Annotated in this window: 17 protein-coding genes; 5 read left to right on the forward strand and 12 right to left on the reverse strand. The window is 34.6% G+C overall.

The features are described 5' to 3' along the window. Window positions 1-45: 45 nt before the first annotated feature. The gene (locus ACGLWY_RS02940; RefSeq protein ID WP_396618172.1) at window positions 46-189 is read right to left on the reverse strand and encodes a hypothetical protein; all 144 of its coding nucleotides are present in this window, start codon (window positions 187-189) and stop codon (window positions 46-48) included. Further along, window positions 186-4,070, reverse strand: a complete 3,885-nt coding sequence (gene porU / locus ACGLWY_RS02945; RefSeq protein WP_396618173.1) for a type IX secretion system sortase PorU — start codon at window positions 4,068-4,070, stop codon at window positions 186-188. The genes ACGLWY_RS02940 and porU overlap by 4 nt, the downstream gene beginning before the upstream one ends. A 263-nt stretch (window positions 4,071-4,333) precedes the next feature. Here porU and gldJ point away from each other — a divergent pair, with 263 nt between their 5' ends. Both gldJ and murF read left to right on the forward strand, forming a co-directional pair. Continuing rightward, entirely contained in the window at window positions 4,334-6,028 is a 1,695-nt protein-coding gene (gene gldJ, locus ACGLWY_RS02950) for a gliding motility lipoprotein GldJ (RefSeq protein ID WP_396618174.1), read from the forward strand. A gap of 103 nt (window positions 6,029-6,131) precedes the next feature. After that, window positions 6,132-7,412, forward strand: coding sequence for a UDP-N-acetylmuramoyl-tripeptide--D-alanyl-D-alanine ligase (gene murF / locus ACGLWY_RS02955; protein ID WP_396618175.1), 1,281 nt, complete (start codon window positions 6,132-6,134; stop codon window positions 7,410-7,412). 480 nt (window positions 7,413-7,892) lie between these two features. Here murF and ACGLWY_RS02960 read toward each other — a convergent pair whose 3' ends face one another. The 4 genes from ACGLWY_RS02960 to ACGLWY_RS02975 form a co-directional block, all read right to left on the reverse strand. Continuing rightward, entirely contained in the window at window positions 7,893-8,975 is a 1,083-nt protein-coding gene (locus tag ACGLWY_RS02960) for a chorismate mutase (protein WP_396618176.1), read from the reverse strand. Window positions 8,976-9,052: 77 nt separating this feature from the next. Beyond that, window positions 9,053-9,904, reverse strand: a complete 852-nt coding sequence (locus tag ACGLWY_RS02965; RefSeq protein ID WP_396618177.1) for a prephenate dehydrogenase — start codon at window positions 9,902-9,904, stop codon at window positions 9,053-9,055. Window positions 9,905-9,953: 49 nt separating this feature from the next. Continuing rightward, window positions 9,954-11,102, reverse strand: a complete 1,149-nt coding sequence (locus ACGLWY_RS02970; protein WP_396618178.1) for a pyridoxal phosphate-dependent aminotransferase — start codon at window positions 11,100-11,102, stop codon at window positions 9,954-9,956. Continuing rightward, window positions 11,099-11,926 carry a prephenate dehydratase gene (locus ACGLWY_RS02975; RefSeq protein WP_396618179.1) on the reverse strand — a complete coding sequence of 276 codons (828 nt, stop codon included), beginning with the start codon at window positions 11,924-11,926 and terminating at the stop codon, window positions 11,099-11,101. Before ACGLWY_RS02975 ends, ACGLWY_RS02970 begins: the two co-directional genes overlap by 4 nt. A gap of 284 nt (window positions 11,927-12,210) precedes the next feature. Here ACGLWY_RS02975 and gldA point away from each other — a divergent pair, with 284 nt between their 5' ends. The 3 genes from gldA to ACGLWY_RS02990 all read left to right on the forward strand — a co-directional run bounded on the left by gldA (window position 12,211) and on the right by ACGLWY_RS02990 (window position 16,566). After that, window positions 12,211-13,107, forward strand: a complete 897-nt coding sequence (gene gldA, locus ACGLWY_RS02980; protein ID WP_396618180.1) for a gliding motility-associated ABC transporter ATP-binding subunit GldA — start codon at window positions 12,211-12,213, stop codon at window positions 13,105-13,107. Between the two features lie 181 nt (window positions 13,108-13,288). Continuing rightward, window positions 13,289-15,376: a phosphate acetyltransferase gene (pta, locus tag ACGLWY_RS02985; protein ID WP_396618181.1), complete on the forward strand. Its 2,088-nt coding sequence runs from the start codon at window positions 13,289-13,291 to the stop codon at window positions 15,374-15,376. Between the two features lie 2 nt (window positions 15,377-15,378). After that, complete coding sequence (locus ACGLWY_RS02990) at window positions 15,379-16,566, forward strand: acetate/propionate family kinase (protein WP_396618182.1); 1,188 nt, start codon at window positions 15,379-15,381, stop codon at window positions 16,564-16,566. Here the strand turns inward: ACGLWY_RS02990 and ACGLWY_RS02995 are convergent. The 6 genes from ACGLWY_RS02995 to ACGLWY_RS03020 form a co-directional block, all read right to left on the reverse strand. Next, window positions 16,552-17,298, reverse strand: a complete 747-nt coding sequence (locus tag ACGLWY_RS02995) for a head GIN domain-containing protein (protein WP_396618183.1) — start codon at window positions 17,296-17,298, stop codon at window positions 16,552-16,554. The two genes, ACGLWY_RS02990 and ACGLWY_RS02995, sit on opposite strands and share 15 nt — an antisense overlap. Before the next feature lie 5 nt (window positions 17,299-17,303). Next, on the reverse strand, window positions 17,304-18,404 hold the full coding sequence (locus tag ACGLWY_RS03000; protein ID WP_396618184.1) for an acyloxyacyl hydrolase: 1,101 nt from the start codon (window positions 18,402-18,404) through the stop codon (window positions 17,304-17,306). A gap of 36 nt (window positions 18,405-18,440) precedes the next feature. Beyond that, window positions 18,441-19,397, reverse strand: coding sequence for a methylenetetrahydrofolate reductase [NAD(P)H] (metF, locus tag ACGLWY_RS03005; RefSeq protein ID WP_396618185.1), 957 nt, complete (start codon window positions 19,395-19,397; stop codon window positions 18,441-18,443). A gap of 185 nt (window positions 19,398-19,582) precedes the next feature. Then, window positions 19,583-19,822: a hypothetical protein gene (locus ACGLWY_RS03010; RefSeq protein ID WP_396618186.1), complete on the reverse strand. Its 240-nt coding sequence runs from the start codon at window positions 19,820-19,822 to the stop codon at window positions 19,583-19,585. A gap of 113 nt (window positions 19,823-19,935) precedes the next feature. Then, complete coding sequence (gene metH / locus ACGLWY_RS03015) at window positions 19,936-22,635, reverse strand: methionine synthase (protein ID WP_396618187.1); 2,700 nt, start codon at window positions 22,633-22,635, stop codon at window positions 19,936-19,938. After that, entirely contained in the window at window positions 22,635-22,916 is a 282-nt protein-coding gene (locus ACGLWY_RS03020) for an antibiotic biosynthesis monooxygenase family protein (protein ID WP_396618188.1), read from the reverse strand. Before ACGLWY_RS03020 ends, metH begins: the two co-directional genes overlap by 1 nt. Window position 22,917: the final 1 nt, after the last annotated feature.

The raw sequence follows: 22,917 nt of genomic DNA on the forward strand, positions 1-22,917 counted from the left end.
ATTTGACAAATATAAATGTTTATTATTGAACTCATTTAAACTTTTTCAATTGGCTAAAAAATTGCCCTTTTGCACCCATTCTTCATCTTCTTTTCCTTCCGTAGCCCTGCTATGCAACTCAAAAAAGCCTTCAAATGGACACAAAATGAATAATTTTCGCTTCAATCCAAAAAATCTAAATGGGTTCATAGTATTACAAGTTTCTCTATTTTTTCTACTTTTTTATTGAGGAGTTCGGACTGGACTGTTAGCTTATAAATATAAACGCCTTTACCAATTCTATCTCCAAAATCGTCTCTACCGTCCCAAACAAGATCTCTTGACAATGAACTGTTGGTTATGGCTCCACCAGACGTTTGCCCGTTTAAGGTTCTTACCAACTTACCTGAGACGGTGAATATCTGTATAGAAACGTTTAAAGGTGCTGAACTATTGTGATTAAACCAAAATTCGGTATAATTTACAAACGGGTTTGGGTAATTAAGTACGTTATTTATTTGTAAAACTTCATCTTTATCATACACAACAAATTGAATTTCAGCTATTGATGAATTATTATACACATCCCAAGCTTTAAGTGTTAATGTATGAAGACCTGGCTCTAAATCCCGAAACGGAAAACTAACGACGCCTTTTTGATAATCGTCAACTTCGGTTTGGTAATAATCGTTTAAAATTATTGGGTTTGTCTCATCGCCATCAATAATGGCTACAATATCGTGCCCAATACCACTTGCCGTATTAATACCGTTTGCATCTTCTAACTTTGCTAATAACGTGGGTGATTCGTTGGTTATACCACCAGATACAAAGTTTTCATCGTTCATGTAAAGAACAATTACAGGTCCTATATTGTCTTCTTCAGCATTGCTATTCAATCCGCCAATTTTAACAGTGTTGACGCTTGCACCTGCTTGATCTTCTAACAGGGCATCATTTTTTGAATAAAAACTCACCTTCCCAAAACCAACAGGAATGCTAATATCTTTTGGCACCACAAAATCGAATTCAAACAGCCCATTTTTTACCGATGCTTGCCCTCTGAAAATAATTTCGCCAAGGGTTTTAAAATCTAACTTTACCAATTCGCCATTTAATCGCGTGCCGTCATTTGCCAATGTTTGCCTATCGATATCTTTATCGTAAATGGTTACAGCAAGTGTACCGTTATAATTAGTAAGTAAACTTCCTGACAAATCGGTTACCTCACCTGCAAGTTTCACATAACTCAACGCTTTTAAAGTATCGGTTGATTGTCCAATGGGCACATCATTAATTTTTGTAAGTTGAACATTAGGCTTAGGAAATGCCAACTTCATGGCGGGGTCGCCAATAAAAAAGATTAATCGATTTTGACTTTGACCTGTTATTGAAGGATTGTTTTTTGTCAACCTTAAAGCTTCAGCCATTGAAGGATATTCATAATCTTCATAAGTATCGTTATCGCTGTAAGAAAACAAATATTGCCCCAATAAATTATTAAACGAAATGGCAAAATTCACAAATATTTGCCTTGTTGTGGTAATTAAGCCAATGGCACCTGCTTGTTTGTTCCAATAAGTAAACTCGCCAGCCGTTTCTTTATACGGATTATCAAACTTTGTAAACTCACAGGTTACTGTTACAAAGCAATTAAATTTGTTGAAATTACGAAATCCTTCTATATCGGTTTTTAACAAAATACGTTCTTGAGCCAACCCATCTTCTCCGCCATGACCAAAATAATTAACCACAAGCGCACCATTATCAATAGCATTTACCAGCTCATTAGTTACTTGTGGATATCTATTACCACCAGCAGATGTTTCTTGTTTGTAAGCATCTGAATGGATTTTAACCACATTCATAAATGGCTTATTCTGCGTAACCAAATTACCTACATTATCAGTAGTTTCTTGCAATATTCCTTCCCAATCTTGATCAACATCATCAGAAACCACTACAAAATTATTCCGCCAGCTGCCAAAAGACTCTTTACTGTAATACAATTCTATTTTATCAACTAATTCTTTGGCACGTTGTGGGGTGTCGGTCAAAATTCTACCAACAGCTATATCTAACTTATCGTTTGTTGACATAGTACCTTCATTGGCATCCATCATGCCATAAAAGTCATCAGACACAAAAGAACTTGTTAAATTAAAACTACTATAAGAGTGCCATGAAGGCACTATGTTGGTGTTGTTGGGTACTCTGTTTTTATAATCGAAAGAGCCATCACCAAATAAGCACAGGTATTTTATTTTTTTCTCTGGAGCACTGGCATTATCGTAAACATATTTAACTAAATTCCGAATAGCTCCAACATCTTGATTGCCTGTGCTAAACTCATTATAAATGTCGTCTAGCCCAAAAACTTTCACATTTAAATTGTATTGATTCCTATTTATCTGAGCCAATCGTTCTGCTTGAGCAAGCATATTGTTGGGTGCTACGATAATATAATCGACATCTTGAAACTCTCCTTGACTATTTAAAAACACCGTTCCTTTTATGTTTTGATTCGCTATTGTTGTTTTAGAATCGAATTTAGGTTCAAAATAATCTTGCGGAGTCACTGCAACGTAGGTTTTTAAAACACCCATGTTTGCTGTAAAACTTAAACTTGAAGTCGCCTCGGGATTTAAAAAATTTGACACATTATAAATATCGGTGACATCCCATACTTCAGAAATTTTGGCAGCATTGGATATGGTATATTGACCGATACCTGACGCCGATGTTACCATACTATTTTTAAACTGAAATTGTTTATCATTAAAATTTAATGCCCGAGTGGCTTCAATAGAAATATAGTCTAAATACCCCAATGCACTTGGGTTTCCTTGCTTGTTGTAATTCAGCCCTACCACTATTTTAGAGGTATTTACATTAACCGTATTATTATAAGCAGCTTCATTTGCCAAACTTGGACTAGACGCACCCGCTATAGATAACGTCGTTATAGATGCCCCATTAACCAACAATTGCATAGATGTTTGTGTCGATGAAGCCGATGCCACATAAACCTTTAACCTTACTGGTATTGAAGTAACTAAATCCGGAAAATCAAAAGTAAATGTTTTGTTTGTATCAATATCAAAACGGTCTCCAAACCAACGCCTTCCTAAAAAGGCAATGTTATATTGATCAATTTCGTGAAATTTATAATCTTCATACGTATTAATTTCTAAGTTTACAGAACCTGTTGGCTGTGTAAATGGCTGCATACGTTTCCCTAAGCCCGAACTCACATTAATATAATAGTATGTTTTATCGGTAAAACAATTTATATTGGTGTTGCTTTCTACATTATAGCCTTTTGGTCCTTCGGCATAAAACAAAATATAATCTTCATTATTAAAAACGCCATCGGTCTCCCCCACAAACTTGATAGCACTTTCTTCAATGTCAAACGGATATGCAACCGCATTGGAATTTGGAATCATGCGTCCTCCATTACCATACAATTTAATGGTTCTTGGATCTACCTCATTCACTTTAACACCCAAACGTTGTAAAAAACTTTTCGATAATTTAAAAACACCCGTAGTATCTACGTAAAATCGGTACCATTCACCAGTACTTAAAACCGAATTTGTAATGGCATTGCTTTTACTTATTTTGTTTAATGAAGAAATTCTATTGGTGTTACCACCTACTGTATAATTAATTTGAAAAGACGTTACTTTTTTATAACTCCCGTTTGCTTCTTTTATAATAGGTGATAATCTAAAAACAGCAAACTGCTTATCTCGTGCTATGGAATTTTTTAAACTGAAAGTTAATTGCGCAGGAATGGTATTAACATCTAAATCCTTTAAATCGTTTTTAGAAATAGATACATAAGAAACATTACTAACTGCAATTGAAGATTCGTTTACGGTATTTGAAACAGGCCATTGCGCTACGAACTGTAACCCTTCATCAAAACCAAAACTGAAATTTTCTTTATTAAAAGATGGGATTTCTAACGTATAAGTACCGCCAGAGATCTTTTGAGAAGACTCCCAATTGATAGTAAACTTTTGTTGTTGCGCAAACACAACAGAACAACTAATGTATAATAGAAGTAAAATTTTCTCTTTCATTGCTAAAATAACGTTATTAATGTCGTGTTATTATTAAAAAAATAACAAAATTAAAAACTGAAACAAAAATACAATAATAAATGAGTAAATCATACGTTAATATAACTCAAATGAACGGTGAAAAACAGCAAAAACATCGTTGTAATGACTAAAAAATAGGGTGAAATACACTTTTTTTTAGATAAAATGCAGAAAATAGCTTGCAGTATTCGGTTTAATTCTTATATTGCAGCACCAAAAATATTATTAGCTTACTTAAACGTATGGATATGAAAAAAGTAGTAGCATTCAAGGTTTTATTAGTTTTAGCATTAACTATAGCTACAACTGGTTGTAAAAAATCTTCGAGTTCAAAGAATAGTTCTAGAGCTACCGGATGGCAAATAAACTCCAGAGAGGGTGGTTTTCAGTACAATACTGACTTTAAAGAACAAGAAACTTCTCCAGGATTGGTATTTGTTGAAGGTGGAACTTTCACAAAAGGTCGCGTTCAGGACGATGTGATGCACGATTGGAACAACACCCCTAACCAACAACACGTTCAGTCGTTTTACATGGACGAAACAGAGGTCACCAATGCTATGTACATGGAGTATTTAGATTGGATTAAGCGTGTTTACCCACCGTCTGATGAAAATTTTAGAGCCATTTATAACGGTGCATTACCAGACACACTTGTTTGGAGAAACCGATTAGGTTACAATGAAGTGATGACAGATAACTATTTACGTCACCCAGGCTATGGAGAATATCCTGTAGTTGGTGTAAGCTGGATACAAGCTGTCGAATTTGCTAATTGGAGATCAGACCGTGTTAATGAATATAATTTAGAACAAGCAGGCTACTTAAAACGTGATGCTAAAATAGTTGATGTTAATGCCGAATCTACATTCAACACAGACACCTACATAAACGCACCTAGTTTAACTTACGGAGGCAACGAAGAAATTATTAACCCAGAGCGAGGCAATAAAAGATTTGTTAGAACGGATGCAGACGGTAACGAAAGTAATATCTATGCAACCAGAGAAACGGGTCTAATTACACCAAAATATAGACTCCCAACCGAAACTGAGTGGGAATATGCCGCTTTAGGTTTAAGTGAAATTAGAAGTTATAATTTGTACCGTGGACGTAAAAAATACCCATGGGATGGACAATATACACGTAACGATTCTCGCAAATACCGAGGAGACCAATTGGCTAACTTTAAGCAAGGCAAAGGTGATTATGGCGGTATTGCAGGATGGTCCGACGATGGTGCAGATATTACAAACAAAGTAAAATCATACGCACCTAACGACTTTGGTTTATATGATATGGCCGGAAATGTTGCCGAATGGGTAGCCGATGTTTATAGACCAATTATAGATGATGAGTTTAACGATTTCAACTACTACAGAGGTAACGTTTACACAAAAAATGCCATCAATGAAGATGGTACCGTAAAAGTAGTAACTGCTGACGATATTGTTTATGATACTTTATCAAACGGTAAAGTAGTTGCTAGAGACTTACCAGGAGAAATATTACAAGTACCTATTGATGAAAACGAAACTTATTTACGCACCAACTTTGATAAGAGTAACCAAATAAACTTTAGAGATGGTGACAAACGATCTTCACGTAATTTTGAAAGTTTCAATGAAGATGATGAGAATGGAAACACTAAAGCTTCCCAAACCAGTAAAATGTATAACTCACCTAAAAATGTTATTAGTAGAGATTCATTAGGAAATATCATTAGAGAATATGATAAATCCAACACGAGAACTTCTTTAATAAATGATGAAGTTCGAGTTTACAAAGGTGGTTCTTGGAAAGACAGAGAGTACTGGTTAGACCCGGCTCAAAGACGCTATTTCCCTCAAGATATGGCTACCGATTATATTGGATTTAGATGTGCCATGTCTCGTGTTGGTTCAAAATCCAAAGAAAAAAATAAAACAAAGAATTAATTTAAACAGTCTCTTATAAATTCTTTTAAATATTACTCAAAGTCCTAGCAAATGTTAGGACTTTTTTAATACATTTAATTTTATAATTAAAAGCTTTTTACTCTTGAAAATTCAACAACTGCACACCTTATTCTTAGAATGTTATTCAGCATGCACAGATACTCGAAAAATAAAAGAAAATGACATGTTTTTCGCTCTTAAAGGCGATAATTTCAATGGAAACACATATGCCGCACAAGCTATAAATCTTGGTGCAAAATATGTTATTATTGACGAACCCGAGTATTATAAAAATACTCAGACCATTCTAGTCGATAACGTGCTTGAAACACTTCAAGAGTTAGCAGCATTTCATCGAACATTTTTAAACATTCCCATTATAGCACTTACGGGTAGCAATGGCAAAACAACCACCAAAGAACTTATAAACGCTACCCTATCCCAAAAATATAGAACCACTGCAACAGTTGGCAATTTAAACAACCATATAGGTGTCCCTTTAACGCTACTTTCAATGACCAAAAATACCGAGATTGGTATTGTTGAAATGGGTGCTAATCACTTAAAAGAAATTGAGTTTTTATGCAACATTGCAAAACCGGATTATGGCTATATTACTAATTTTGGAAAGGCACATTTAGAAGGATTTGGAAGTGTTGAAGGCATTATTAAAGGAAAGAGTGAACTTTACAATTTTTTAATTGAAAACAATAAAACCATTTTTGTAAATGGAAACGATGCCATTCAGCTTGAAAAAACCAAACAATCAAATGCATATATATTTGGAAACAATGACGATTTTGATATTCAAATCAGTTTTATTGAAGCACAACCAAATGTATGCGTTAGCTATAATAATTTAACCATTCAAAGCCATCTAATTGGCGAATACAACTTCAATAACATCGCTGCGGCTATAGCAATTGCTAATTATTTTAAAGTTGAAGATAAAGCCATTAAATCTGCTATAGAAAACTATATACCCAACAATAACCGTTCTCAAGTTTTATTAAAAGCATCAAATAAAATTATTTTGGATGCCTACAACGCCAATCCAACCAGCATGCAGGCTGCTTTATTAAACTTTGAAAAACTTAATGACACTTCAAAAATTGCCATTTTAGGCGATATGTTTGAATTGGGACAAGATGCCACAATAGAACATCAAAACATTGTAGAACTCTTAGAAACCTTAAACTACGACAAGGCCATACTAATAGGTGAGAATTTTTATAAAACCGTAGTCAAATCAAAAAAGATCATTCCATTTAAAACCTTCGATGCATTTAAAAATGATTTTGATATCACCCAAGTTAAAAACACAACACTTTTAATAAAAGGGTCGCGAGGCATGGCTTTAGAACGTACTTTGGAATTATTATAACGTTTAGAAAAGGAACTCATTTAAAGTTTTTGAAAATAAGTGAAAATTAAGAGGTTTTAGTTTTGTTGAAAACTTTTTTGAGTTGCATAGCAGTGCTACGGAAGGAAGAAAAGGCAAAAACAGAGCTGAAATCAGCAATTTTTTAGCAAACTGAAAAACTTTAAACGAGTTCAAGATATAAAACAAAAAGAGGCTGCCAAAAAAGTCCTTTAAATTTAATTTGTCAGGTTGAGCTTGCCGAAACCGATATTAATCACCAGTAAGTTAAAATATTTCGACAAACTCAATAGGAATATAGAATTAGACTTTTTACAGTCACAGCCATCAGTTGGGAATTATAAGTAAAAACCAATTTTGAATTGAAGCGAAGCGTAAATCAGCGAATACCAATTTAAAATAATATTTAATGAGCTAAAGCAATTCACAACAAATAAGGGCGCATAAAAAAAACGCCTCACAGTTGTGAGGCGTTTTTTTTTATTAACCATTAATTATCTTCTCCTGATGATTGATAGATTCTTGGTGAATGGCTTTAAACATTTTTAAAATGAACTCTTCACTTAACCCTTGAGCTTCTCCTTCAATGACCATTTTTCCTAAAATTTCGTTCCAACGTTTACTTTGTAAAACGGCAACGTTTTTCTGTTTTTTAAGTGCTCCAATACCATCGGCAGCTTTCATACGTTTACCTAACAATTCGATAATTTGGTTATCAACCACATCAATCTGTGCTCTTAAATTATCAAGTTTTTTATTATAATCTACTTCCGGATCCGTTTCTTTTCTTATTTTCAAATCTTTCATAATTTGAACTAAGGTTTTTGGTGTTACTTGTTGAGACGCATCACTCCAAGCATTATCTGGATCGTAATGGGTTTCAATCATTAATCCATCAAAATTCAAATCCAAAGCCGTTTGGGATACATCAAAAATCATATCACGTTTTCCTGTAATATGCGACGGGTCATTAATTAAAGGAATGTCTGGATATTTGTTTTGAAACTCAATAGCCATTTGCCACTCTGGATTGTTTCTGTATTTTGTTTTTTCATATGTTGAAAACCCTCTGTGAATCGCACCAATATTTTTAACACCTGCTTTGTAAATTCTTTCAATACCACCTAACCATAAGGATAAATCTGGGTTTACAGGGTTTTTAATTAGCACTGGTTTATCGGTCCCTTCTAAAGCATCGGCAATTTCTTGCATGATAAATGGACTCACTGTAGAACGTGCACCGATCCAAAGCAAATCGACATCATGCTCTAAAGCTAATTTTACATGGGCAGCGTTTGCAACTTCGGTACAAATTTTCATACCTGTTTCTTGCCTTACTTTTTGCAACCATTTTAAGCCTAATGCACCAACGCCTTCAAACATGCCTGGACGTGTTCTTGGTTTCCAGATACCTGCTCTAAAATAACTTACATCTGTATCTTTTAGCTCATGTGCTATTTTTAATACTTGCTCTTCTGTTTCAGCACTACAAGGTCCTGCAATTACCAGTGGATGACTTAAATTTAAATCATCTAACCACGTTCTCATTTCTTTTTTGTTTTCCATTTTATTTAATTTACTTTAAATCTACTAAATGTGGGGCATCACATGTTTCAAAATAATTTTTTTATATTGATTTTACTTTAATTTATTCCGTTTAAAATATCTTTTATATGATTGGTTTCTTTCATTTCATTAAAGATAGCTTCAAAATCGTCACTCTTCATTAAGTCTTTAAAATGCGTCAAATTGTAGATGTATTCTTCTAATGTTTCTATAACGTTTTGTTTATTTTGTTTAAAAATGGGTGTCCACATTTCAGGTGAACTTTTTGCTAATCGTACCGTTGAAGCAAATCCACTTCCAGCCATATCAAAAATATCGCGTTCATTTCTTTCTTTCTCAATAACCGTTTTACCCAGCATAAAAGAACTTATATGCGATAAATGCGACATGTAAGCAATGTGTTTGTCGTGTGCTTCCGGATTCATATAACGAATACGCATGCCAATAGATTTAAACAACTCTAAAGCTTTTTCTTGAAGCTTGAATGTTGTTTTTTCAACTTCACAAATAATATTTGTTTTTCCAACAAACAAATCAGGAATTGCTGCACTAGGTCCCGAATATTCAGTACCCGCAATAGGGTGCATTGCTAAAAAATTACGGCGTTTGGGGTGATTTTCAACCACTTTACAAATATCGGCTTTTGTCGATCCAGCATCTACCACCAAACCAGTATCTTGTATTTTATCTAAAATTAACGGCAATAATTTTACCGTAGCATCAACAGGTATTGAAATAATGACTAAATCGGCATGAACAATATCGTCTAATGTTGCTTTTTTATCAATTAATTTAAGAGCTAATGCTTCGTCAAGCGTTGTTTCTTTTCTACTGATACCATGAATAACCACATCTGGATATTTATTTTTAATATCAATAGCAAGACTTCCGCCTATTAACCCAACTCCTATGATGTATATGTTTTTCATTCCTTCTGTCTCTTTGAGACATCTTCCCTAAGGGAAGAAATATCAATTATTAATTATTTACTCTTGTAATGGCTTCTTCTAAAACCTCGGTTGAAGCACATAACGAAAACCGTATGTACCCTTCACCTTTACTACCAAAAATAGTTCCTGGTGTGATAAATATATGATTGTTCTTAAGTACCAAATCTATAAATGCTTCCGATTTTATACCTGATGGTAATTTTGCCCAAACAAATAATCCTGTCGCATTTTTATCGTAAGTACAATTTAACGCATCGGCTAATTGCCATACTAAATCCCTACGCTGTTTGTAAACATTGTTCAAGGTAACGAACCACATTTGTGAACATTTTAAAGCTTCGATAGCTCCTTTTTGAATGCCATAAAACATTCCGGAATCCATATTGCTTTTTACCTTTAAAACATTATTAATGTGTGTACTGTCACCAACCACCATACCTACACGCCATCCTGCCATGTTAAAGGTTTTGCTTAACGAATTCAACTCCAAACAAACGTCTTTAGCACCTTTAACTTCTAATATACTTTTATATGTATCGTTTAAAACAAAACTGTATGGGTTGTCGTTAACAATTAAAATATCATGTTTTTTACCAAAGGCCACCAACTCTTCAAATAAAAATTTGCTTGGTTGTGCACCTGTCGGCATGTGTGGGTAATTAACCCACATTATTTTCACTTTACTTAAATCCAATTTCTCTAAAGCCTTAAAATCAGGCAACCAATTGTTAGCTTCATCCAGTTCATAAAAAACCGGAACTGCACCAACTAAATTTGTAACCGATTGGTAGGTTGGATACCCAGGATTTGGTATTAAAACTTCATCCCCTTCATTCAAATATGCCATAGAAATATGCATAATTCCTTCCTTACTTCCCATTAACGGCAACACTTCTGTTGAAGGGCTTAAATTCACATGAAAATGTGCTTTATAAAATCCTGCAATGGCTTCTCTCAACTCAGGCAACCCTTGGTAACTTTGATATTTATGCGCACTTGGATTAGAAAACCCTTCATTTAAAGCATCAATGACCTTTTGTGGCGGTTGCATATCGGGGCTACCTATACCTAAATTGATAATAGGCTTACCACTTGCAATAAGCAAATTCACTTCTCTCAATTTTTTTGAGAAATAGTATTCTTCAACGGTGTTTAATCTGTTAGCTGCTTCAATCATATCTTGGCATTTTTATATTCACCCAAAACTTTAAATCCTTGTGCCATAATTTCTATAATAGATTTTGCCTTTTTAAATTCGTTATACGTTTCAAAAGTAACATCAACAAAAAAGGCGTATTTCCATGGTGTTTCAACAATTGGCAACGATTGTATTTTCGTTAAATTCAATTTACAATCGCTCATCACATTTAAAATAGCGGCTAAACTTCCTCTTTTATGGTCTGCTTCAAATTTAACCGACGCTTTATTAATTTGGTTTTCCGGCACTTCAGAATTTGTACGCTTTACAATTACAAAACGTGTTTCGTTATGTCTTATAGTTTGAATACTATGTGCTAAAATATCCAATTCAAAAATTTCGGCAGCCACAGCACTAGCAATAGCTCCAACACCTTTTAGTTGCTTTTCTTGAATACGTTGGGCAACCTCGGCAGTGTCTTTATCTTCAATCAGTTTAATATGTGGGTGTAGTTTAAAAAACTCCATACACTGTAACAATGCCATTGGGTGCGAATACACTTCCTTAATTTCTTTGATATTCTGATTGGGCAACGCCATTAAATTGTGCTGAATATCTAAATAATGCTCACCTACAATATGCAACCCAAATTTGTTAATTAAAGCATAATTGGGAATGATAGACCCTGCAATGGAATTCTCTAAAGCCATAATAGCAGCGTCGCTTTCTTTAGTTATTAAAGAATCAACAACTTGATCGAATGTCAAACATTCTATAGCATCAACAGGCTTATCAAAAAATTGCTGCGACACAATATGATGAAAAGATCCTTTTACGCCCTGTATGGCCACTGTTTTTATCATATACAAAAAAAAGTCCCGATTTTCATCGAGACTTAGTATTAAAATTTATGTTTATAAATTATACATACAACGTCTCGTTTTTTCCGCTAAAGAAAAAATAAAATCCGCTAAAATATGTATAACCTACTGTTGTCTTCATAATTATGCGGCTAAAGTAATTAATATTTTAAGAAATCAAAACAGCTTAAAACCTTTTTTTCATATTTATTAAAAGTTTTAAATATTTTACAGCAAAACTCACATTACATTATATAATCATTATTTTTGAATAAATAATTTTAAATATGTCAATACAGGTAGAAGGCATTTCAAAACTTTACGGAAACCAAAAAGCACTAAACAACATCTCTTTTAAAGTTGAAAAACCTGAAATTGTTGGTTTTCTGGGACCAAATGGCGCCGGAAAATCTACGATGATGAAAATTTTAACCACTTACTTAGATGCCAACGAAGGTTTCGCTACCGTAAATGGCTTTGATGTAAAAGCTAATAAACAGCTAGTTCAACAAAGTGTTGGTTATTTGCCCGAGCATAATCCATTGTACTTGGACATGTATATTAAAGAATACTTGGCTTTTAATGCTAGCATCTATAAGATTAGCAAAGCACGTATAGATGAAGTTGTAGAACTTACTGGGCTAACCCCCGAAGCTCACAAAAAAATCGGACAACTATCAAAAGGGTATCGCCAGCGTGTGGGCTTAGCCAATGCCCTATTGCATAACCCCGATGTTTTAATTTTAGATGAACCAACCACAGGTTTAGACCCCAACCAATTGGTAGAAATTAGAAACCTTATAAAATCTATTGGCAAAACCAAAACCGTATTTCTTTCCACGCATATTATGCAAGAAGTAGAAGCGATGTGTGACCGTGTTATAATTATTAATAAAGGTGAAATTGTAGCCGACAAAAAACTAAAAGACTTACACGAAAACCAACAACAAATCGTTGTGGTCGAGTTTGATTACCGTGTCGAAGATACTTTTTTATTAAAACTACCAAAAGTTAAAACGGTGGTCAATACGCACGATTTTGTTTATGAAATCACTTTTTCTACATCTCAAGACATGCGTTCGCATGTATTTGACTTTGCACACGACAATAAATTAAAGATTTTACAACTCAACCAAAAAAATGCGAGTTTAGAAAGTTTGTTTAGAGAATTGACTTCAAAATAAACCAGCAAATATTTAGAGATTGTTTAAATTTTCGTATTAAAAAGGAAGTATGACCAATATCATCTTTACTAAAAAATGTAGGTATTAATTTTGTAGCATCACTATTTCAACAATAAAAATAAGTATGTTGTTGGCTTAAAACAAAGCAAACAATTATCTTTATAAAACTACAAAACACCAGATGAGTAAAGGAATTTATGTAACTACCATTGAACCAAACAGCGGAAAATCGGTTGTTGTTTTAGGTTTAATGCGTATGCTTTTAGGAAAAACAGCCAAAGTTGGATATTTCAGACCTATTATTGAAGATTTAGACGATGGCGAAATGGACAACCATATCAGTACCGTACTTTCACATTTTGAGATTGATATCAATTATAAAAAAACCTTTGCCTTTACCCGAAATGAAGTGCTTGACCTATATAACCAAGGTAAATCTGGAGAGGTTATTGATGAAATCATTAAAAAATTCAAACACCTTGAGCAACTTTTCGATTTTGTTTTAGTTGAAGGCACCGATTTTTCGCATGAAAACTCCAGTATAGAATTAGATTTAAATATTCTAATTTCAAAAAACTTGGGGCTTCCGGTTATTATAGTCATGCAAGGCGACAAAAAAGACTTTAAAGAAATTGTCGATAGCGTTCAATTGGCACATGACACCTTTAGAAATGAGGTTGACGTACTTTCCATAATGGCCAACAAGGTAAACCCAGAAGACATTTCAAACTTAAAAAATTTACTGCTCAAGCGTATAAACAATACCGATATCACGGTCATTCCAAAAATCCACAGTTTATTGAGTCCCACTGTAAAAGAGGTTATGAAATTGCTTGATGGTAAAGTGCTTTTTGGTAAGGACATGCTAAACAACCTTATAGACAGCTCTAGTGTGGGTGCGATGCAATTGCGCAACTATCTTATCCATTTAAAAGAAAACGCTTTGGTTATTACCCCAGGCGATAGAGCCGACATCATTTTAGGAGCGTTACAAGCCAATATATCTAAAAATTATCCTAAAATTTCAGCAATTATTTTAACTGGCGGTCTTATTCCCGAAGCACCTATTTTAAAACTTATTGAAGGTCTTTCCAGTGTTGTACCCATTATTAGTGTAAAAGACGGCACGTATTTAGTTACCAACAAAATTGGAAATATTAAATCTAAAATATATGCCGAAAACACCGAAAAAATAACCACATCCATCTCAACTTTTGAAAAACATGTGAATACTGATAAACTAGCCGATAGATTAATAACCTTTGAATCGGGTGTATTCACACCGAGAATGTTCCAATACAATTTATTACAACGTGCTTTAAAAAACAAAAAACATATTGTATTGCCTGAAGGTTACGATGAACGCGTTTTAGAAGCCGCTGCCCGATTAATAAATGCACAAGTCGTAGAATTAACACTTATTGGTGATAAAGAATTAATTAAAGAACGTATTGAAAAGCTCGATATTTCTTTAGACTTAAATACCGTAAATATAGTATCGCCCACAAAATCGTCATATTTTGAGGATTACGTAAACACCTTTTACGAACTTAGAAAACATAAAAACGTCAACTTAGAAATGGCAAGAGATGCCATGTCTGATGTATCGTATTTTGGAACCATGATGATTTACAAAGGGCATGCCGACGGTATGGTTTCTGGTGCTGTACACACGACACAACACACCTTACGCCCTGCTTTACAGTTTATTAAAACAAAACCGGGCGTGAATATTGTATCGTCGATTTTCTTTATGTGTTTAGAAGATAGAATTTCGGTTTTTGGTGATTGTGCCATTAACCCAAACCCCAATGCCCAAGAATTGGCAGAAATCGCCATTTCATCGGCGCAAACTGCTAAAGATTTTGGAATTGAACCTAAAGTAGCTATGTTATCGTACTCATCGGGTGCGTCGGGAAAAGGTGCCGATGTTGAAAAAGTTAGGGAAGCAACCGAAATAGTTAAATTGGAAGCACCAACTTTAAAAATAGAAGGCCCCATTCAATATGATGCTGCGGTTGATATGCGCATAGGAAAAAGTAAAATGCCCGATTCTGAAGTTGCAGGTAGTGCCAGCGTGCTTATTTTTCCAGATCTAAACACAGGAAACAACACTTACAAAGCAGTACAACGTGAAACGGGTGCACTAGCCATTGGTCCAGTTTTACAAGGATTGAACAAACCTGTTAACGACCTAAGTAGAGGTTGCACCGTAGACGATATTTACAGCACCGTTATAATAACTGCTATACAAGCTCAAGAAAATTAAACATGCAAGTATTAATATTAAATTCTGGGAGTTCTTCCCTAAAGTTTCAATTATTCTCAATGCCAGATGAAACCATTTTATGCTCTGGAATTGTGGAGCGTATTGGTTTTAACGATGCTATTTTTAAATTTAAAACTGGTAAAGATGCCATTGAATTGGAATCGAAAATCTTAAACCATAAAATGGGGTTGAAGTTAGTAGCGCAGCATCTTTTAGATAAAAATGTAGGTGTTATAAAATCGCCCGAAGATATTACCATAGTTGGCCACAGAGTAGTACATGGTGGTATTTATTTCAGTAACACTACCGAAATCACAGAGGAAGTTAAAGAGAAAATAAAAGCCTTATCATCTTTAGCACCTTTACATAATCCTGCTAATTTAGAAGGCATCGTCGTAGCCGAAGATATTTTTCCAAAAGCAAAACAGGTAGCTGTTTTCGATACCGCTTTTCACCAAAGCATTCCAGAACATGCCTATAAATATGCCATCCCTAATCAGTTTTTAACAGAACATAATATCCGATTGTATGGTTTTCATGGAACAAGCCATAAATATGTTTCAGAAAAATCCATGGCGTTTTTAGGCAAAAAAGAGTCTAAAATCATCACCATTCATTTAGGAAATGGTTGCAGTATGACGGCTGTAAAAAATGGAAAAAGCATTGATCATTCTTTAGGTTTTTCGCCTCTTAGCGGCTTAATTATGGGTACACGATCTGGAGACATTGACCCTTCCATAATTTTTTATTTAAAAGACAAACTAAAATATCATTTAAAGGATATAAACACCTTATTGAATAAAAAAAGTGGTATGTTAGGACTTACTGGATATAGCGATTTAAGAGATATAGAAATTATGGCAGCGAAAGGTAATAAAGATTGCATATTGGCTTTACATATGAACGCCTATCGAATAAAAAAATATATAGGGAGTTATGCTGCAGTACTAAACGGACTTGATGCTATTGTGTTTACGGGCGGTATTGGTGAAAACTCAAAATTTATGCGCCAGTTAATTTGTGAAGATTTAGAGTTTTTAGGAATTAATTTGGATGCTGAAAAAAATAATTCTGATTTAAGAACCATTCGAGCTATAAACAAAGAAGATTCTCATGCGAAAATATTGGTAGTTCCAACTAATGAAGAATTGGAAATAGCTAAGCAGTCGGTGGATTTAATTAAAAATTAAGCGTCCTTTATATAATTCTTGAACCTCAACAATTGGTGGATGCGTTACCGAAATAACGTTACCTGTACCAGATATTTTTCCTGCTAAAGATTGTTGCGGGTTTACAATCATATCGTTAGAACTTCGGTTCCAAAGTGTGACGTTTTGAGCCACTAAATTAGCCCCTTCAAAACGTGATGTGCCTGCTGCAAATGTAATATCAAGGTTATCGGTTTTCCCTGAAATATAACAATTGGACAAGTTATTAAATACCAATCTGAACGTCACATTATCAATTTGCAACTTAAAATTGCCACTGGTAAAAGTATCAGGAGCATTATAATCTTCCGCCAAAATAGTTAAAGTAGGGTATGTCAAAATCCCTTCGGAACGCACGTCATATTGTGTAGAACTTCTAATTTCGGTGATGTTTGGAGATGTTACATACACTTTTGTAATACCATAATCTCGCACATAATTACAACTATTATTATCTGTTAGAATGAGTTTTCCATCGGTAACCACCGCTTCAACATCATTCAATAAGTTTTTACCGGTTTCAATAATTACCTTTTGCTCCGCACCTTCTTTTATGATCAATTCAATAGCTCTATTGACTAATATTTTATCGAAATTAGAAACTGAAACTTCTTGTCGAATAATAGTTCCTGTAGTTTGAAAACAGTCGCCCGCTTGTTCGCTGTTGCAAGCAATCATCAAAACAGAAATCACTATGTATGTTATTTTTTTCATCTAAATTATAATCTCACACCTATTCCTAATTCAACAGCCTCCGCTTTTGCTCCATGCGATTTTAAAGTTAGCGCACCAAACCACTTTTCGTTAAGATAACGCTTTAAACCGATTCTGAAATAGGTTCTCCCTTCAAAATCGAATGGATAATACACATAATACCCTAATTGTGTAACCAATGACGTTTTGTTAACAAACAGTTCGTGACCAGCAAAAACACCAACACGCTTATGGTCTTCATTTCCTGTTATGAGCTCTTCTGGATAAGACACCGACCTATAATGAATATATTCTTTTAAAAAGTTTGAAAAAAACACATCGGTTCCTAATTGCAACGCACTTTTAATATTAATACGTTTATCGGCATAAGCTGAAACGATATAAAACGGAAATTGACCACTACCAACAACATCGCTTTCGTTAACACCACCTCTAAAAACAACATTATACTTTATGTGTTGGGTAAATTTTTCCTTTTCACCATCTGCTATGGTTGTAATATATTCAGGTGCTTCGTCATCTAAATTATAGGTCACACCCAAATTAAAAGCAATGGTATTAACGCTCGCATTTGGTGCTTTCACATTTGCGTTTGAATAATGAATTAGCGAAAATCCCGCTTGTAATCCAAAGTCACCAATGATTCGTTCCTTTTTGTAATTAAGCATCATCATGGTACTACTCAATAAATGAGTGCCAAACGCAATGTTTCTATAATTTTCTTCTTTATTATATGGATTTGGAGTGTACCCAATACCTTGTCCGATTCTGAACATTAAATTCCGATTTAAAAAATAGAAATTATAATGTGCATAAAGGGATGCATTACTACCTAAAACCTCATTTTTCAGGTTTTGGTAAATGTAAGTCACACCATAATCGGGATAATTATAACGTTGTTCCCAAGCATTAAATCCATAAGTTTTTTTATTCCAACTTAATATATAACCTTCGGGATGCCCATTAATTAAATGCAGAATATCGTTGTTATGTAATGCTATATTACCTCTAAAATAGTTAACATCTAAGTAAGATGTATGTTGTTTTTCTTGTGAAAAAACAAAAAGCGTTACTATTAAAAAAGTGTAGGTTAAAAAGTGCTTCATTAAAAGATTTGCAGTTACGAAAAAGTAACAGATTAATTAAAACAATTCCGATGCAATCGCTTTTATATTATCGCTCTTACCCATAGAGTAATAATGTAAAAACGGCACACCTGCTGCTTTCAATTCTTTAGATTGCTGAATGGCAAATTCAATACCTACTTGCCTTACAGCAATATTATCTTTACAAGCCTCAACCGCTTCAATAAGTTCTTCGGGTAAGTCTATTTTAAAAACCTGCGGTAAAATTTGTAAGTGACGTTTAATGGCAAGTGGTTTAATGCCTGGAATAATAGGCACCGTAATACCAATTTCCCTAGCTTTTTCTACAAAGTCAAAATACTTTTTATTATCAAAAAACATTTGTGTTACAACATAATCGGCACCAGCATCTACCTTTTCTTTTAAACGCTTTAAATCGGAGTTAAATGAAGGTGCTTCCATGTGCTTTTCTGGGTAACCAGCCACACCAATACAAAAATCGTAATTGTGTTCAACCTCTATCTCGTCGTGTAAATATTTACCATTATTTAAGTTTGTAATTTGCTGTACCAATTCGCTTGCAAAAGCATTTCCGCCTTTGGTAGGAACAAAATAAGGTTCATCTTTTCTTGAATCACCACGCAATGCCACCACATTATCAATGCCTAAATAGTGACAATCTACCAAAACATATTCGGTTTCCTCTTTAGTAAAACCACCACATAACAAATGCGGAATAGCATCTACCTTATATTTATGCATAATGGAAGCACAAATACCAACGGTTCCCGGACGTAAACGCGTAATACGTTTATCCAAAAGTCCGTTGCCCTTATCAACATACACATATTCTTCTCTAGAGGTCGTTACATCAATAAACGGCGGATTAAACTCCATTAACGGATCTATATTGTTATACAAATCCTGAATATTTTTGCCTTTTTGAGGTGGTACCACTTCAAAAGAGAATAATGTTTTTCCGTTAGCTTTTTTTATGTGATCTGTTACTTTCATTCCCATTTCCTGCGAAGGCAGGAATCTTATTTAATATTAATTCTTATTTTTATTCGCCAAAAATACACGAATAAATTTCTAAAACTTTTAATTATTTTGGGCGTTACCACAAGGGTCGCACTTTTCGTTGCAAGTCCTCGCTCCTGCGTTGCTTGCGGGCTTTCCACTGCAATCGCTAACGCAAATTAAAGCAATAACTTTTTAATGGCTTCATAGTCTTCTTGATATTCCCAATAAATCCATCTACCATCAACATAATCTGTTAAAATATATTTCTCACTAACCGATTTTATCCTGGAAATAGGCACTAATTTTTTTGCAAAATTTTCAGAAGAAATAGGTTCCATCATTTCTTTATTCTTGGCATTATAGCCATGGGAAATGATGTAGCTACCCAATGTTAATTCTATAAATTTGTCTTTCATATCGTTTTTTTTACCAGACCTCACAGGTTTTAAAAACCTGTGAGGTCTAAACCGCAACAGTCCCTCCCCAAGCCTGCATTGAGCGCAGTCGAAATGGGGAGGCTAGGTGGGGATTATTCATCTGCAATAGTAGGATGCAACCATTTTCTAGCTTTTTCCTTTGTGATGCCTTTACGTACTGCATAATCTGTCACTTGATCATCTGTTATTTTTCCCAAGCCAAAATATTTCGCTTCGGGGTTTCCAAAATAATAACCCGAAACCGCTGCTGCTGGCCACATCGCTAAACTTTCGGTTAATTGGACACCAATAATTTTTTCAACATCCAACAAACTCCAAATCGTTTCCTTTTCTAAATGGTCTGGGCATGCTGGATACCCTGGTGCTGGACGAATCCCTTTGTAGCTTTCTTTAATTAAATCATCATTTGAAAGCGTTTCATTGGCATCATAGCCCCAGTGTTTGGTTCGTATTTGTTTGTGTAAGTATTCGGCTAAAGCTTCTGCAAACCTATCGGCAATGGCTTGCGCCATAATCGCATTGTAATCGTCTTCTTTGGCTCTATAACTATCGGCTAGCTCCTGTGCACCAAAAATAGCCACACAAAACGCACCCATATAATCGGTTTTCCCCGTGTCTTTTGGCGCTATAAAATCGGCTAAAGCTATATTTGGAATCCCTTCTCTTTTACTTAATTGCTGACGTAAGGTTCTAAAAACAGCTATTTCCTTTCCTTTTTTCTGAACTGAAATATCGTCATGATTGATAGTGTTTGCTTCAAACAAACCAAAAACGGCTCTAGGCTTTAATGATTGTTTAGCAATAATTTCTTTTATCATGGCTTGCGCTTCATTATACATAATGGTAGCTTGTTCGCCAACAACATCGTCAGTTAAAATATCTGGAAATTTACCATGCAAATCCCAGCTTCTAAAAAACGGGCTCCAATCGATATAAGGCTCTAGTTCTTTTAAGCTTAATTGCTTTAAAACTTGAATACCCAGTTCGTTTGGCTTTACAATTTCCGATGTTTCCCAATCAATTTTAAACTTTCTTTTTCTAGCTTCATTTATTGAAATATATAATTTCTCTTTGCCTCGTTTTAAAAACTTGGTACGAAATTCATCATAATCCTTTTTCAAGTTTGCTACATACGCATTGGCTGTTTTTTTGTTCAGTAAATCACCCACAACGGTTACAGCTCTAGATGCGTCGTTCACATGAACCACGGCATTTTTATACTGTGGATCAATCTTTACAGCTGTATGCGCTTTTGATGTGGTTGCTCCTCCAATAAGTAAAGGCAAGCTGAAATTTTGACGCTCCATTTCTTTTGCCAAATACACCATTTCATCAAGAGATGGCGTGATTAGTCCAGATAGTCCAATGACGTCTACATTATGTGCTTTTGCCTCAGATATAATTTTTTCAGGTGGTACCATAACCCCTAAATCGACTATTTCATAATTGTTACATGCTAAAACAACACTTACTATATTTTTACCAATATCGTGTACATCGCCCTTTACTGTTGCCATCAACACCTTACCAATAGCTTGTTGAAACTCACCTTTTTCGGCTTCAATAAACGGATTTAAATAACCAACGGCTTTTTTCATAACACGTGCCGATTTTACGACCTGTGGCAAGAACATTTTTCCTGCTCCAAACAAATCACCTACCACGTTCATTCCAATCATCAAATGACCTTCAATAACATCTATAGGTTTTTCAGCTTGCAATCTAGCGGCTTCTACATCTTCAATGATAAACGCATCAATACCTTTTACTAATGCATGAGTGATTCTGTCTTGAATCGGATTTTCTCGCCAAGATAAATCAACTCCTTTTTCTACTTTAGAACCTTTTACGGTTTCCGCAAAGTCCAATAAGCGTTCGGTAGCATCGTCACGTCTGTCTAAAATAACATCTTCAACGTGTTCCAACAAATCTTTTGGAATATCATCATACACCTCTAAAAGCGACGGGTTTACAATACCCATATTCATACCCGCTTGAATAGCATAATATAAAAACACTGAGTGCATCGCTTCACGAACCCCATCGTTTCCTCTAAACGAAAACGACACGTTACTCACACCTCCACTAACGCTTACGTTTGGTAAATTTTGACGGACCCAACGTGTGGCTTCAATAAAATCGATGGCATTTCTACGGTGTTCATCCATTCCTGTTGCTACAGGAAATATGTTTAAATCAAAAATAATATCTTCGGAAGGAAAGCCTACTTTATTTACTAAAATATCATACGAACGTTTACATATTTCTAATCGACGTTCATAATTATCGGCTTGTCCAACCTCATCAAACGCCATAACTACAACGGCAGCACCGTAACGTTTTATCTGTTTGGCTTCCCAAATAAATTTGTCTTCGCCTTCCTTTAAGGAAATAGAATTCACCACACATTTACCTTGTACAACTTGCAAACCGGCTTCTATGATTTCCCATTTAGAGCTATCGATCATAATAGGCACTCTGGAAATATCGGGTTCAGCAGCAATAAGATTTAGAAAACGTACCATAGACTCTTTACCGTCTATAAGTCCGTCATCCATATTAATATCAATAATTTGTGCACCTCCATCTACTTGATGACGCGCAATATCTAAGGCTTCATCAAATTGTTCGTCTTTAATAAGTCTTAAAAATTTTCTGGAACCAGCTACATTAGTACGCTCACCAACGTTTATGAAATTGCTGTTTTCATTTAGGACTAGAGGTTCTAATCCTGAAAGTCTCATGAACTTTCTTTGAGTGTTGGGTGTTGGGTGTTGGGTGTTGGTGCTCATTATTTATAATGTTCTACTGTTGGAAATGGTTCGTAAAAATGATGCAATAATTTTTTCCACTCTTGGTATGCCTCAGATTTACGAAATCCTTCTTCATGATCTTCAATGGTTTCCCAATTCACTAATAGTAAATATTTATCTTGTTGCTCTATACATGACTTCAATTCATGGGATATATATCCTTTCATGGATGAGATTATTCTTTGTGCTTCATGAAAACTTTTTTCAAAATCTTTTGAAAGTCCTTTTTTTATATTTAAAACAGCAACTTCTAGAATCATA

The organism is Mariniflexile sp. HMF6888 (assembly GCF_044335535.1).
In the GTDB taxonomy this organism is placed as follows: domain Bacteria; phylum Bacteroidota; class Bacteroidia; order Flavobacteriales; family Flavobacteriaceae; genus Mariniflexile.